General features: G+C 40.8%; 13 protein-coding genes. 4 read left to right on the top strand and 9 right to left on the bottom strand.

The annotated features are described in order from the left end of the window. Window positions 1-230: 230 nt before the first annotated feature. Window positions 231-773 carry a hypothetical protein gene (locus ACAY00_RS10580; protein WP_371373209.1) on the bottom strand — a complete coding sequence of 181 codons (543 nt, stop codon included), beginning with the start codon at window positions 771-773 and terminating at the stop codon, window positions 231-233. Between the two features lie 317 nt (window positions 774-1,090). On the opposite strand from ACAY00_RS10580, the gene ACAY00_RS10575 reads away from it, so the two are divergent. Together ACAY00_RS10575 and ACAY00_RS10570 are read left to right on the top strand one after the other, a co-directional pair. Beyond that, complete coding sequence (locus tag ACAY00_RS10575; protein ID WP_371373207.1) at window positions 1,091-1,579, top strand: hypothetical protein; 489 nt, start codon at window positions 1,091-1,093, stop codon at window positions 1,577-1,579. 1 nt (window position 1,580) lies between these two features. Beyond that, window positions 1,581-2,921: a S41 family peptidase gene (locus ACAY00_RS10570; protein WP_371373205.1), complete on the top strand. Its 1,341-nt coding sequence runs from the start codon at window positions 1,581-1,583 to the stop codon at window positions 2,919-2,921. 371 nt (window positions 2,922-3,292) lie between these two features. Here the strand turns inward: ACAY00_RS10570 and ACAY00_RS10565 are convergent, their stop codons facing one another. After that, window positions 3,293-4,129, bottom strand: coding sequence for a trypsin-like serine protease (locus ACAY00_RS10565; protein ID WP_371373203.1), 837 nt, complete (start codon window positions 4,127-4,129; stop codon window positions 3,293-3,295). Window positions 4,130-4,272: 143 nt separating this feature from the next. Here ACAY00_RS10565 and ACAY00_RS10560 point away from each other — a divergent pair, with 143 nt between their 5' ends. After that, window positions 4,273-4,968 carry a transcriptional regulator gene (locus tag ACAY00_RS10560; RefSeq protein WP_371373201.1) on the top strand — a complete coding sequence of 232 codons (696 nt, stop codon included), beginning with the start codon at window positions 4,273-4,275 and terminating at the stop codon, window positions 4,966-4,968. 422 nt (window positions 4,969-5,390) lie between these two features. Then, window positions 5,391-6,011: a cytochrome b gene (locus ACAY00_RS10555; protein ID WP_371373199.1), complete on the top strand. Its 621-nt coding sequence runs from the start codon at window positions 5,391-5,393 to the stop codon at window positions 6,009-6,011. 241 nt (window positions 6,012-6,252) lie between these two features. Here ACAY00_RS10555 and nth read toward each other — a convergent pair whose 3' ends face one another. The 7 genes from nth to rsxA are packed head-to-tail and all read right to left on the bottom strand — an operon-like array spanning window position 6,253 to window position 12,922. Further along, window positions 6,253-6,885 carry an endonuclease III gene (gene nth / locus ACAY00_RS10550; RefSeq protein WP_371373197.1) on the bottom strand — a complete coding sequence of 211 codons (633 nt, stop codon included), beginning with the start codon at window positions 6,883-6,885 and terminating at the stop codon, window positions 6,253-6,255. Window positions 6,886-6,914: 29 nt separating this feature from the next. After that, window positions 6,915-7,622 (bottom strand): electron transport complex subunit E, encoded by a 708-nt coding sequence (locus ACAY00_RS10545; protein WP_371373195.1) that lies wholly within the window; start codon window positions 7,620-7,622, stop codon window positions 6,915-6,917. Further along, window positions 7,615-8,253, bottom strand: a complete 639-nt coding sequence (gene rsxG / locus ACAY00_RS10540; RefSeq protein ID WP_371373193.1) for an electron transport complex subunit RsxG — start codon at window positions 8,251-8,253, stop codon at window positions 7,615-7,617. Before rsxG ends, ACAY00_RS10545 begins: the two co-directional genes overlap by 8 nt. After that, window positions 8,253-9,314: an electron transport complex subunit RsxD gene (gene rsxD, locus ACAY00_RS10535; RefSeq protein WP_371373191.1), complete on the bottom strand. Its 1,062-nt coding sequence runs from the start codon at window positions 9,312-9,314 to the stop codon at window positions 8,253-8,255. The genes rsxG and rsxD overlap by 1 nt, the downstream gene beginning before the upstream one ends. Window positions 9,315-9,317: 3 nt before the next feature. Continuing rightward, complete coding sequence (rsxC, locus tag ACAY00_RS10530) at window positions 9,318-11,777, bottom strand: electron transport complex subunit RsxC (RefSeq protein ID WP_371373189.1); 2,460 nt, start codon at window positions 11,775-11,777, stop codon at window positions 9,318-9,320. A 9-nt stretch (window positions 11,778-11,786) separates the two neighbouring features. Further along, complete coding sequence (rsxB, locus tag ACAY00_RS10525; protein WP_371373187.1) at window positions 11,787-12,341, bottom strand: electron transport complex subunit RsxB; 555 nt, start codon at window positions 12,339-12,341, stop codon at window positions 11,787-11,789. Beyond that, entirely contained in the window at window positions 12,341-12,922 is a 582-nt protein-coding gene (rsxA, locus tag ACAY00_RS10520) for an electron transport complex subunit RsxA (protein WP_371373185.1), read from the bottom strand. Before rsxA ends, rsxB begins: the two co-directional genes overlap by 1 nt. Window positions 12,923-13,002: the final 80 nt, after the last annotated feature.

The raw sequence follows: 13,002 nt of genomic DNA, 5'->3' as shown, positions 1-13,002 counted from the left end.
AATGTAGTTAAGCACGTTAACACTACCTTAAACTATAGCGCACTCAGTAAAATCTATCGTGAGGAAGGTAAAATTTTCATTGATGTAAAGTCTTATTTCATCGTTGTGCCGTTTAAATGGGGGTATTTTAACGAACGCTAGTTAACACCCAACTTCCTCCTTTTTTTTAATTGTTATCGTCAATAGCTTGTAGATAAGTTTTGGCAGTAGGAAATAACATATTAAATTAATCAAGATGGGTTCGTTTCATTGATACAGCCATGGGGATTGGCTAATAGGGGGATAAGACCCGTTTTACCTTCAAAATCAGCGATTAACCATATCTGCTCAAATGGGTGTTTTTGCGGCACGCATATTTTATTCACGTTCGTTAAAACATTTTCTTTAGACCATAAAGGGTTAGCATTTCGAATCACTAGCCAAACGTGATGACTGTCATATTGCTTGGTTGATTTGTTATCCAAAATACGATTTAACGCCGTAACTAAACGTTCATCAGCATCACCATGCTGCTCAAGGGCGAACAGCTCTTGCAGAGTTTTAGGGTCAAGTGATTTGCCAAGAATATGGCGTGCCTCAGCTTGAGAACCATACAAGTGAGCGATTTCAAAATCGATAAAGCTATTATCGAGCTTGCAGGTTACATCGGGTTTTTGCGGAGCATTATGAGAGACAAAGCGAAATTTACGACCAAATTGCTTAGCAAAACAGTCTGCAAACAACTCGGCTGCTTGTCTCTCCAATACTAATTTTTCAGTCTGATTTTGGTTCAAAGCGTTTCCAGTCTGTTGATAAGTATCATTATAGCCAATGCGTTGACTAAGGTAAGGTTGCTGGTGCTGAGTATTATTTTAATTCAAGCCAGACATTTTATGAAAAGACTTAACTCGAAAAATCAATGCCTAGGTTAAAAATGTCAGATTAGTTATTCACTAAGGGAGCAGGGGAGATAAAAAACTCGGTACAAATGAAGGTCAAAAATACTGAGACTTTATTGTTATTGCCGAGCGAAAATTTAACGATACAACTTTACATTTGGTTGTGTGTGCAATATATTGCGCAATAAGTTGCATATATTTTAATTGATCTTATGACTAAAGCGAACCTCACCTCTGAACTGACCCAAAAGGCGTTTATGCCAAAATTGGCCTTAGACTTTGCCACACTTATCGAAAAGCAAGCTAAGCCTGTATACGAACAAATGGGCTTGGTTATTCCGGTTATATCATCGTCTGTTGTTGTCTTTATTTTCGAGCGCCAATCTGCCCCTTTACTCGATATAGCAAGAGGGCTCGGTATTACCCATCAACTGGCGGCTCAGAGAGTGAAAGCGTTGCTTAAGCTCAACATCATTAGCGCCCATAAAGATAAGCGAGATAACCGAAAAACCAACTATCAACTGACCGAGTTTGGTATTGCACAAAGTGCCATTCTTTTTGCTTATCTAAAAAAAGCGAATGACGTTTTTGAAGATTTAAATGAAGAGTTCGGGGTGGATTTGATGACGTTACTGGCGCAAGTTAACCAAAGCTTTAAAATGAAGAGCTTGGCTCAAAGAATCTTTAAGGTGGCAGAATAATATGAGAACGTTGGTGTTTTTTTACCTTACCGTTGCCTTATGCTTTGCCGGAATGCATGCCCGTGCCAGTGAAGCTAAGCACTATCAGCAACAAACTCTATCAAGTGTGGCGGATAAATTGATAAAGCAGTTTTACGATAAAGCCATTGGCGAAAAAACAGCGCAACAAATCAGCGAGGTTGAGTTCCAAAAAGGCTTTTTACATCTGCAAAACAAGCAAGCATTTGCGGAGGCTGTTTCAAAAGCATTGCGCGAGATATCATCAGATAACCATATTGGCATTGTTTATTCTCCCGAAGATGTTCACCGGTATCGCTTACGAGAAAAAGCCGCGACAAGCCTGCAGGCCAATGCAAAAAACCAACAACATTATCAACGCCGGTTAGCCCAATCGCAAGCGGCTAATTTTGGTATTCAGCAATTGAGTATTTTGGAGGGTAATGTTGGCTATATTGACATAAGTTATTTCGATGGTTTTGTCGATGAAAGTAAGCCGGTATGGCAGGCGGCGATGAGTTTTCTCGACAGTGCTCAAGTGATTATTTTAGATTTGCGGAGAAATGGTGGGGGCAATAGTCGCATTTTGCCCTTATTTTTGGGCTATTTTTTAGGGCCAGATCCCGTGCACTTTGCCAACAAGGTTGAACGATGGAAAAACCTAGAGACAAAAATTTATACTGATGCAAGTGTGCAAGGTAGTCGACACACAACCAAGCCGTTATATATTTTAACCAGTGGTACCACGTTCAGTCTTGCTGAACACGTGACTTATCATTTAAAGGCCTTTGGGCGAGCAACGGTGGTCGGTGAGAGAACGTATGGCGGGGGAAAGGCATTTGACCCCGTCGTTTTAAATAGCGATTTTTATCTAAGACTGCCAAGAATAGAAATGACAAACGTTGTGACGCGTACCATGTATGAGGAAGGTGTCGGGATAACACCCGATATTCCAACGACGGCAAGCTCAGCATTTGATGTCGCATATTTGGCTGCTCTTGAACTTTTACAAACAAAGAGTATTGAGCCAGAGTTAAAGCAGTATTATCAATGGGTACATCGAGTTGTAGCTGCCAAGGTTAAACAAGATGAACTCAAATTTGACTTACCTAACCTGACTGGGCAACATGATTTTGGCGAGTTTAGGCTAGAAGTTCGTCAAAATGAATTATGGATGTCCTTTCGCAATCTTCCTTGGGTGAAATTAACCAATTTGGGCGAGGGGTACTTTTATGATGAAAGATCAATTCAACGGCAGTTCCAAGTCCAAGAGCATGATGGACGATTAGAACTGCATGTTTTTAGACTGTGGCATCCAGCAAGAGTCCTGAATGAAAACAAATAATTTCAATTTATCGCCCATAGAGCGGATTATTTTGCTTGCTCATGATCTTTTTAGACGACCTTTAGCATGTTTTGCCCAAGCAAATTGATGTTTTTACTGATAGTAAATTGGGGGGGTCAATAGGCGGTAAATGTGGGGTTCAAGGCCATGGTTGATAACTGGAAAATGAATGATATTAGCTTGAGTCATTTTTTGATTATCCTGATTAATTTAATCGCCTTACGGTCATAAAAAAGCAATGCTAAGTTTAGATTGTCATAGTGCGTATATATAAAGTTAAAACCTCCGTTAAAACGGTTGAACATTTCGAATATCCGTTACTCTTTTGTTCGCTAAGCTAAAGAGTAACGGATTTGAAAACTTATAAATGTTTAGGGTTTTATTTTTATATCTTCACAAACCATAGGTAGTAGGTCTGGTGTTAGTCCCGCCACCAATTTATCTGTGGGTAAATTAGACAGCCCCATTGTTTTACCTGCTATAACGCTTTCTATCCAGAGCTTAAAAAAAGATGTTCTGCTGTAAACTTCAGTAATCCCATAGACACCAATTTTGTTAAATTGACCTTCTGGGCGAGAACTGATCCCCAGTAATTCAAATTGTCCATCCTTTACCATGTAAGCTGGACCACCACTATCTCCACCACCCGATACACCTTCTAAAGGTAAGGCTTGTTTTTCGCGATTAAAGATAAACTTAATTAACGGTCCACTTGCTTCTATAATCGTATTTTGCGCTTTTCTTAGAATGCCATTATTTTTAGCATTATCGACCGTTTCACCGGTTAATCCGGTACCTGTACCACCAATGCCAATAAACCAAACCTGTTTATATAACTCAGTAGTTTGGTTATATATATTAACAGGTTCCACATCTGTTACGGGATTTTCTAATTCAACCAATGCAATGTCATGACTTTTTCCAGGTTGATAATCGGGGTGAATCTGTAACTTTTTAATTTTTCTGGCAATCCCATTGATATCCACAAAGGTATCTGCGCTGATACAAAAGCTTGCATGAGCTGCAGTAACAATCCACTTAGGGTGGATCAACGTACCATGAGCGCCATCTTTATAAAAAGTAGCAAGCGCAGGAAAGTCGTCTTTTGATGCGCGATATTTTAAATCATCAACATCGTGTCGAATGACTATTGCTTGAGTTGAAAAAGAAACTAGTTGAAAAAGGCAGATTAATAATAGATATTTCATTGGTCACCGTTATTGTTTATATAATGTTGTGTAGCCTTTATCATACAAAGCGCTTTTGAGAGCCAGCTTTTGTCCCTAATAAATAAGTAACTTTAATCTATCTAAAATATATCTTTGTTAATGCATTGATAAATAATGACTTTATGTTTAAAAGAAATGAGAAAAATAAACTGACGATACAGCAATTGACCAAGTCATCATTTGTATCTGCTGATATTGTTGTGAACTTTAGCAATAATACGATTGTTAGGGCGGGAAAAACGTATACGCTTCAACCTAAGGTTTTAGAGTTATTGATATTACTTTGTAGTGCGAACGGGGAAACGCTCAGTAAGGACAAGCTATGTTCTTCGTTGTGGCCAAATACTGTGGTTGGTCCTGACTCATTAGCTAATACGATGGCAAAGTTAAGAAAAGCTCTTGCAGATGATGCAAAACAACCGAACTACATCCAAACAGTACAGAGAAAAGGCTATCGATGGCTACAACCGGTTACTTTAATTGCGAACAAACGCAATGCTACCTCAAAGAAAGCAGTGCTTTTGGCAGCATTGGCTTCTTCTAGTTTGTTAGCGACAGCAGCGTTTTTTAAACAAAAAGAAGAACACAAATTTCCATTTCCCGATCTCTCTATTAAAAAGCTAGCTGATGGTGGCTATGAAATTCAAGCCGGTATTGAAGGTAAATTAACCGAAGAGAAAAAGGCTGCTTTACTCAAAGAACTTAAACGAATCACTGGTGAAGAACATTCCGGCATGGAGTTTACTATTGATACGGACATCCCTAAGTGTCTTGCAAAAGATGGTTCGTTTGCAGCGTGTGAAACAAACAGTCATTAGTTATATCGTTTTTTAGGAGGTTCACCTTTGTATAAAATGCTTAGAGCAACCCCTAATCATGCGCAACAGACAAGGCCATTACGGATAACCAAATAGTTTTCTTTAACGGATTTTTAAAGATAACAGCCATATTTGCACTTGCCGGGGGGCAGCCTTTAATTTCGCTTTTCTAAAGGCTTTTTAAGTTACAGGTATGCGCTCTATAAGGAGAGTGCTCCTCGCTCACTACTCGCTTTTTTATAAATCATCTTATCAACAACACGCTGGTAGTAGGTTTCGATGTAAAACAAAGTGTTTTAATTTTTAGACAAATTTTGACATCAAACAAAACCAACAATGAAAATTTTACTTAGCCTATCTATTAAAAGCGCTTACATCTAAAGCGAGCTTGTAGTTTTTTTATGTAACAACGGGGTTTTAGCATGTCGAATATCAAAAAAATTTATAATTTGATTTATCGCCGCCTACACTGGTCAATTGCGATTATCATTATCAGCCTGCTGATCGCGGGTCAACAATTCAATTGGGACATCAGTAATGCACACCGAGCATGGGGACTTACGGCTCACTCCACTTTGGGTATTTTGGTGCTGTGTATCGCGTTACTGTTAATTGTTTATCGCTTTATTTTGCGAGCTCCAACACCTAAACCTAATTTGCCTTTATTAAAACTGCTCATGGCAAAAACTGTACAGTTGTGTTTATATGGGCTTGCAATTGCAATACCTGTAACCGGCATCGCTTGTGCTCTTCACTCTGAACAACCCGTTTATGTTTTGGGCGTCTTCAACCTAAGCGGCCTACAAGTTAGCATCGCGGAGAATTTTAATACTTTTCGCAATATTCATACGTACGCAACGCAAATTGCGATAGCCTTAGTACTTTGTCATGCGGGGGCAGCTTTATATCACCACTTCATTAAAAAAGATTCTGTGCTAAAAAGTATGGCGGCCAGTGATCCGCTTATCATGAGATTATTCAACATCTTAATTGAAAAAAGTGGTCGTAAGTCAAAGGCTAGAAAACAGGATAATTTAGCTTAACTAAAAAGCCTTACCTAAAACGAATTTAAAACATTAGCTTTGCTTTAAACGCCCTTTAAAAAATATATTTTAATGGGCGTTTAGCTTTATCCGCATGGATCATTTTAGCGCTAGAGCTGTAGTGGTAAAGTGAATTTAGCTACGATTTTGGCTTTTGTTAATATTTTCAAAAGTCAGTTATGGAGCATTTATTTGGTCTATGGGGAGATGATAATCTATGAAAATAGCTCTTAGATGATGTTTACTCTGTTTTTTCCTTAAACTCACACAAGTCTTCAATAATACAGGCACCACACTTTGGTTTGCGTGCGGTACAGGTATAGCGACCGTGTAGAATTAACCAGTGGTGGACATCAACTTTAAATTCTTTCGGTACGACCTTTAATAGTTTTTGTTCAACCAAATCGACGTTTTTGCCCATGGCGAATTTGGTACGATTAGATACACGGTAAATATGAGTGTCCACCGCAATGGTTGGCCAGCCAAAAGCGGTATTTAATACCACATTAGCTGTTTTTCTGCCGACCCCTGGTAGAGCCTCTAATGCGGCTCTGTCTTCGGGGACTTCACCAGAGTGTAGATCAACCAACATTTGACACGTTTTTATCGTGTTTTCTGCTTTTGAGTTAAATAAACCTATGGTTTTTATGTAACTTTTTAGCTTCTCAAGCCCCAAGTCTAGAATAGCCTGTGGCGTATTCGCAACCGGAAACAATTTGTCGGTTGCTTTGTTAACACTGACATCAGTGGCTTGAGCCGACAACAAAACAGCGATTAATAACTCAAATGGTGATGAAAAATTTAGCTCGGTTGTCGGGTTAGGGTTATCATCTCGAAGTCGAGTTAATATTTCTAAGCGTTTATGTTTATTCATGATCTATTATTATGGTTTTATGAATGAGGTTAACCGTCAAAGTTTACTCGAACGCGTTCTATCGTTTTTTTGCTGCTTTCTTTTGGTTTTGCATCGGCCATACGCTGGTCAATGACATTTTTAAACGCAATTAAAAAGCCCATCGCAATAAAGGCACCAGGAGGTAAAATGGCAAGTAAAAATTTATTATCAACATTAAACACATCAATGCGTAATATCTGTGCCCAGTCGCCTAACAGTAATTCTGCTCCATCAAATAAAGTACCTTGACCAAGAACCTCACGCACACCACCTAGTACCACTAATACCAAGGCAAAACCTAACCCCATCATTAAGCCATCAAAGCTTGCTTGTTTAATAGGGTTTTTAGAGGCATACGCTTCTGCTCGGCCAATAATGGCGCAGTTGGTCACGATAAGAGGTAAGAAAATACCTAATGATTGATACAAACCATAGGTGTATGCGTTCATCAATAACTGCACACAAGTCACAAAGGCCGCAATGATTAAAACAAAAATAGGTATACGAACTTCTTTCGGTACCCATTGGCGAATAGCCGACACGGTGGCGTTAGAACAGATAAGAACTAACATGGTCGCTAAGCCAAGCCCTAAGGCATTGGTAACGGTTGTCGTAACCGCAAGTAACGGACACAGGCCCAAAAGTTGCACAAGACCTGGGTTGTTTTTCCACAGACTTTGCCAAGTTAACTCTTTATATTCGTTGCTTTTACTCATTGCTACCTCGACAAGATTCGGTATTTGCTAGCAAAGACGTTTTGTTTTTTTCAAAGAAAACTAAAGCATTTTTGACGGCCTTTACCACCGCTCTCGGGGTAATGGTAGCACCGGTAAATTGATCGAACACACCACCGTCTTTTTTAACCGCCCAGCGAGAGTCTTCGGGTCCTGCTATTGTCTTTCCTTCAAAACTGTACACCCAATCGTCTTTGCGAATTTCAATTTTATCCCCAAGTCCCGGCGTTTCTTGATGGTTTAAGATACGAACACCGTTGACTGTACCATCGACGTTTATGGCAACCAAAACTTCAATACGTCCATTGTAACCATCGGGCGCTGTGGTGGTCAGTGCAACCGCAACCGGCAGGTTATCTTTACGAGCTAAATAGGCGATATGTGGTTCTTTACTACCAAGTAACTCAGCATCGCTTATAAACTGGCAATCTTGCGATAGGTTGTTGTCTAGTCGCTCTGGTGGAATAACTTGGTGTAATGTATTGAGCAATTGCAATTCTTGTTGTTCAATTATCGTGTCTTTAGTTAACCAGCTCACCAATGAAACCATGGTTGTACAGGCAATAGCGAATAAAGCCAACACCTTGGTATTTTTTTCAATCGCCTGTTTCATTACAGCTCTCCCTTGCGATGGCCATAGGTTCGAGGACGACAATACAGATCAATTAACGGTACACACATATTACACAGCAACACAGCAAAAGCGATGGCGTCAGGGTAACCGCCAAATTTGCGGATGATAAATACAATAAAGGCGGCCAATAAACCATATACAATTCGTCCTTTGCGCGTTGTTGCGGCAGATACTGGGTCGGTTAAAATAAAAAATGCTCCCAGCATAGTGCCACCAACAAGCCAATGAAACATGGTTGAAGGGTTATGATCTGGGGCGATAGAATAAGCAATAAATGAACACACAAACAGGCCAAATAAAAAGCTTGCTGGGATCACCCAATCGATACTTTTTTTCGCAATTAAAAATAAGCCACCAAGTAAAAAACCTAGGTTAACCCATTCCCAACCAAGCCCGATGAAATCACCAAAAATGGCTTTGTTAAGGCTTTCATAAACGGTTAAACCCATGGTTAAATCGGTTTTTAATGTGTCTAATGGCGTCGCCATAGTGATGCCATCTATACCTAACCTTAGCTGCTCTAAAGAAAAGCCTTCTTTGGTATATTCGGTAAAAATAAGCCATAAGCTGTTTTCAAAACTTAAATCCTGCATCATTAAAGATTTAACAGGTTGCCATGCGGTCATTTGAACCGGAAATGATACTAATAACAGCACATAAGCGGCCATTGCGGGATTAAATAGATTAAAACCTAAACCACCATAGAGTTGTTTAACCACACTAATAGCGAAGATTGTGCCAATAACGGTTATCCACCAAGGGGCAAATGAAGGCACACTGATACCAAGTAATAAACCGGTTAAAATAGCAGAGTAATCGCCTATTTGGCTGGAGAACTTTTTATCTCTTAACGCCAAACAAAACGCTTCGGTTATCACCGCAACAGTCATTGCTAAGGTGATTTGAATTAAACTGCCCCAACCAAAAAAGTACCATTGGGCAAAAACGCCGGGGATGGTCGCTAAAATAACCAAACGCATTAACGATGGGGTGGCGTCTTTAATGTGGTTATGAGGTGAACTTGCAATCCAAAATGCCATAAATTATTCAGACTCTTGTAATTTTTTTGATTTTGCCTTCGCTATTGCGCTAGCTATCTTGTGTTTTTTGTCATCATCACTGATGGTCGTTGAGTGTTTAGCTTTAGCTTTGGCAACTGCAGCTGCGATACGTTGTTTTTTCAGCTCTTCTGGCGAGGGCAAAGCATCGTCAGTACTTGGCGCATCTTCTCTGGGGGATATTTCTTCAACGACAGCTTCAATCTGTTGCTCTGGGCTACCCTCAGTCGCTTTCTCTTTGGCGTGTTGTTTTTCCAACTTTTTCGCTTTTGCTTTGGCAATAGCCGCCGCTGCACGCGCTTTTTTCTGTGCGCTAGGGCTAAGATCAGAAGTTTTTTCAGACCCATCAGTAGGTTGATTTTCAACGGAGTCTACGCTTTGACTGTCTTCATGCTGTTTCGCCAGTTTTTTCGCTTTTGCTTTGGCAATAGCCGCCGCTGCACGCGCTTTTTTCTGTGCGCTAGGGCTAAGATCAGAAGCTTTTTCAGACCCATCAGTAGGTTGATTTTCAACGGGGTCTACGCTTTGACTGTCTTCATGCTGTTTCGCCAGTTTTTTCGCTTTTGCTTTGGCAATAGCCGCCGCTGCACGCGCTTTTTTCTGTGCGCTAGGGCTAAGATCAGAGGTCTTTTCAGACCCATCAGTAGGCTGAGTTGTTGATGGTTCTGCTGTGTTTGGCGCTTTCTGTTCTCGGGCTAATTTTTTTGCTTTTGCTCGAGCAATTGCGGCCGATGCTCTCGATTTAGCTTCATCTGCAACAGGGTTGGTTGTGATCTGCTCATTATCGGCATTGTCGTTAGCGGTTTGTGATTTTTTCGCTTTAGCTCTGGCAATGGCGGCTGCCGCACGACTTTTTGCATCATTGGCTGGTACGTCACTGCTGCCATCTTCAACTTGCGCTGCTTTTTTGGCTTTTACTCGAGCAAGAGCTGCAGCAACGGCTGAATTTGTCGCTTGATGCTGCTCAGGATCGGCTTTTATTGCCGCTTGACGAGCAGCGATGGCTTGCTTGTGTTTTTCTTCTCGCGCTTGCTTTTCTTTTTCAAGACGCACTTTACGCGCTTCAAATCGTAACTTTGCCTTTTCTGCCTTAATTTCTTGCGTTTTCTTAAAGCGAATTTCAGCTTTTCCGACGCGATAATATTGCACCAATGGAATTTGGCTTGGGCATACGTAGGCGCAAGCACCACACTCGATACAGTCAAAAATATTGAGTTGTTCTAGTTTTTCGTGCTCTTTGGCTTTGGCAAACCACTGCAATTCTTGAGGTAATAAAGAACTAGGGCATACTTCAGCACATTGACCACAACGAATACATTCGAGCTCTTTTTCCGCCGGTGAAATCTCGCTATGGGTTGGCGCTAAAATACAGTTAGTGGTTTTTACTACCGGGACTTTTAGCGTCGGCAAGGTAAAGCCCATCAAAGGCCCACCCATAATAATGCGTTGTCTGTCGTCTTTATTAAAACCACACTGTTGTACCAAATGCTCTATCGGGCTGCCAAGCAGCGCCCAAACATTTTGTGGCTTTTTCAGAGATTGCCCAGTGACTGTTACCACTCGTCTAATAAGTGGTATGTCATTAATGACCGCTTCTGAAATCGCAAACGCGGTGGCAACATTCTGTACCACTATGCCTAATGAAAGTGGCAGCACACCCGTTGGAACTTCATTACCCGTTAAAGCCTGGATCAGTTGTTTCTCGCCACCGGTAGGGTACTTTGTTGGTAACACACACACGTTAATCTTTGCGATGTGTTTTGTGGCGTTTTCTAACGCTTTAATGGCTTCGGGTTTATTATCCTCAATACCGATTAATATCATCTCAGGATTTAATAGATGGTCGAGGATTTGAATACCATTTAATATGGTTGGTGAATGCTCACGCATCAGTAAATCATCGGCGGTAATGTAAGGTTCACACTCTGCCGCGTTAATGATTAAAAACTTAACATGGTGTTGGGTATTTACTTTTACATTGGTTGGAAAACCAGCACCACCCATGCCCGAAATACCCGCATTAGCAATTTTTTCAACAATTTGCTTTTTTGTTAAACGGGTATAGTCTTCACAAAGTTCTCGATTGCGCCATGTCTCTAAACCATCGGGTTGCAGAATAAGACAAAGCTCTGACATACCAGATGGGTGAGCAATGGTTGACATTTTTATATCGATAACGGTTCCCGATGTCGGCGCATGCACTGGCACGGTCATTGGTGAACTGCAAGCTGTTAAGGCTTGGCCTTTTAGCACGGTATCGCCGGGCTTGACGAGGACGTCACCAGGAACACCAATATGCTGCTTAAGCGGAATAATCAATTCTGCCGGCAAAGGAATTTGGCGAATTGGTTTTGTATTGGTTAAAAACTTCTGCTCTGGTGGGTGAATACCACCAGGGAATTTAAAAAAATGTTTGTTTTTTATGCGCTCGATGACAGATTCCACAACAACTCCTTAATCTATCTGAACAACATCAATTGACTTTAGATCCCATTGCCAAGTTTCTGGCGTCGTTTTTATGGGGATCATTTTTATACAGTCAACAGGGCAGGGGTCGACACATAAATCACAGCCCGTGCATTCATCGGTAATAACGGTGTGCATCTGTTTGGCTGCGCCGGTAATGGCATCAACAGGGCAAGCTTGAATACATTTAGTACAACCAATACAGTCTTCTTCAATAATAAAAGCCACTTTGGGGGTATTGTCATGCGCATGACTTTCATCTAATGGCTGTGCCTCAACCCCCATCAGGTCGGCAATTTTTTTAATGGTGTCTTCGCCACCTGGCGCGCATTTATTTATCGCTTCACCATTAGCAACAGCTTCGGCATAAGGCTTACAGCCTGGATAACCACATTGACCACATTGGGTTTGCGGTAACAGGGCATCTAATTGTTCAACTAAGGGATCCCCTTCGACTTTAAATTTTACCGAGGCAAAACCAAGAAGAGCACCAAAGACTGCTGCAATAGCACCAAAAACAACAATAGCAATAAGTATATCCATTATATCTTCACCAATCCGGTAAAGCCCATAAAGGCTAACGACATAAGGCCGGCTGTGATCATCGCAATGGCAGCACCTTGAAATGGTTTGGGAACATCGGCATTAGCAAGCCGTTCACGCATGGCAGAAAACATAATTAACACGATAGAAAAACCAACTGCAGCACCAAAACCATAAACAATCGATTGGAAAAAGTTATGCTGCTCGTTCAAGTTTAATAAGGCAACACCCAATACCGCACAGTTGGTGGTGATCAGAGGCAAAAAGATCCCAAGTAACCGGTACAAGCTGGCACTGGTTTTATGTACCACCATTTCGGTAAATTGAACCACAACGGCAATCACTAAAATAAAGCCCATGGTGGTTAAATATTCCAAACCAAGCGGTTGCAATACATATGTGCTGAACAAGTAACTGAGTAATGAGGCCAAGGTCAACACAAACGTCGTCGCCAAAGACATGCCAATTGCTGTTTCTGTTTTTGAAGACACGCCCATAAATGGGCAAAGCCCAAGGAACTTTACCAGAACAAAGTTATTGACTAAGACTGTGCCAATTAAGAGTAATAAATAATCAGTCATTTAAAAAACAGGGTGTTAAGATAATTACTCTTATTATCCTTGTTTATGGCGCAATTAACAACTTGTAGTTTGTAGGGTTT

The organism is Thalassotalea sp. 273M-4, from assembly GCF_041410465.1.
In the GTDB taxonomy this organism is placed as follows: Bacteria; Pseudomonadota; Gammaproteobacteria; order Enterobacterales; family Alteromonadaceae; genus Thalassotalea_A; species Thalassotalea_A aquiviva.
This window is presented reverse-complemented; position numbering and strand designations above follow the sequence as displayed.

Bases quoted from the DNA above. Each gene is read 5' to 3' on its own strand.
- ACAY00_RS10575 (WP_371373207.1), top strand. From the start codon at position 1,091: ATGACTAAAGCGAACCTCACCTCTGAACTGACCCAAAAGGCGTTTATG.
- ACAY00_RS10570 (WP_371373205.1), top strand. From the start codon at position 1,581: ATGAGAACGTTGGTGTTTTTTTACCTTACCGTTGCCTTATGCTTTGCC.
- ACAY00_RS10565 (WP_371373203.1), bottom strand. From the start codon at position 4,129: ATGAAATATCTATTATTAATCTGCCTTTTTCAACTAGTTTCTTTTTCA.
- ACAY00_RS10560 (WP_371373201.1), top strand. From the start codon at position 4,273: ATGTTTAAAAGAAATGAGAAAAATAAACTGACGATACAGCAATTGACC.
- ACAY00_RS10555 (WP_371373199.1), top strand. From the start codon at position 5,391: ATGTCGAATATCAAAAAAATTTATAATTTGATTTATCGCCGCCTACAC.
- nth (WP_371373197.1), bottom strand. From the start codon at position 6,885: ATGAATAAACATAAACGCTTAGAAATATTAACTCGACTTCGAGATGAT.
- ACAY00_RS10545 (WP_371373195.1), bottom strand. From the start codon at position 7,622: ATGAGTAAAAGCAACGAATATAAAGAGTTAACTTGGCAAAGTCTGTGG.
- rsxG (WP_371373193.1), bottom strand. From the start codon at position 8,253: ATGAAACAGGCGATTGAAAAAAATACCAAGGTGTTGGCTTTATTCGCT.
- rsxD (WP_371373191.1), bottom strand. From the start codon at position 9,314: ATGGCATTTTGGATTGCAAGTTCACCTCATAACCACATTAAAGACGCC.
- rsxB (WP_371373187.1), bottom strand. From the start codon at position 12,341: ATGGATATACTTATTGCTATTGTTGTTTTTGGTGCTATTGCAGCAGTC.
- rsxA (WP_371373185.1), bottom strand. From the start codon at position 12,922: ATGACTGATTATTTATTACTCTTAATTGGCACAGTCTTAGTCAATAAC.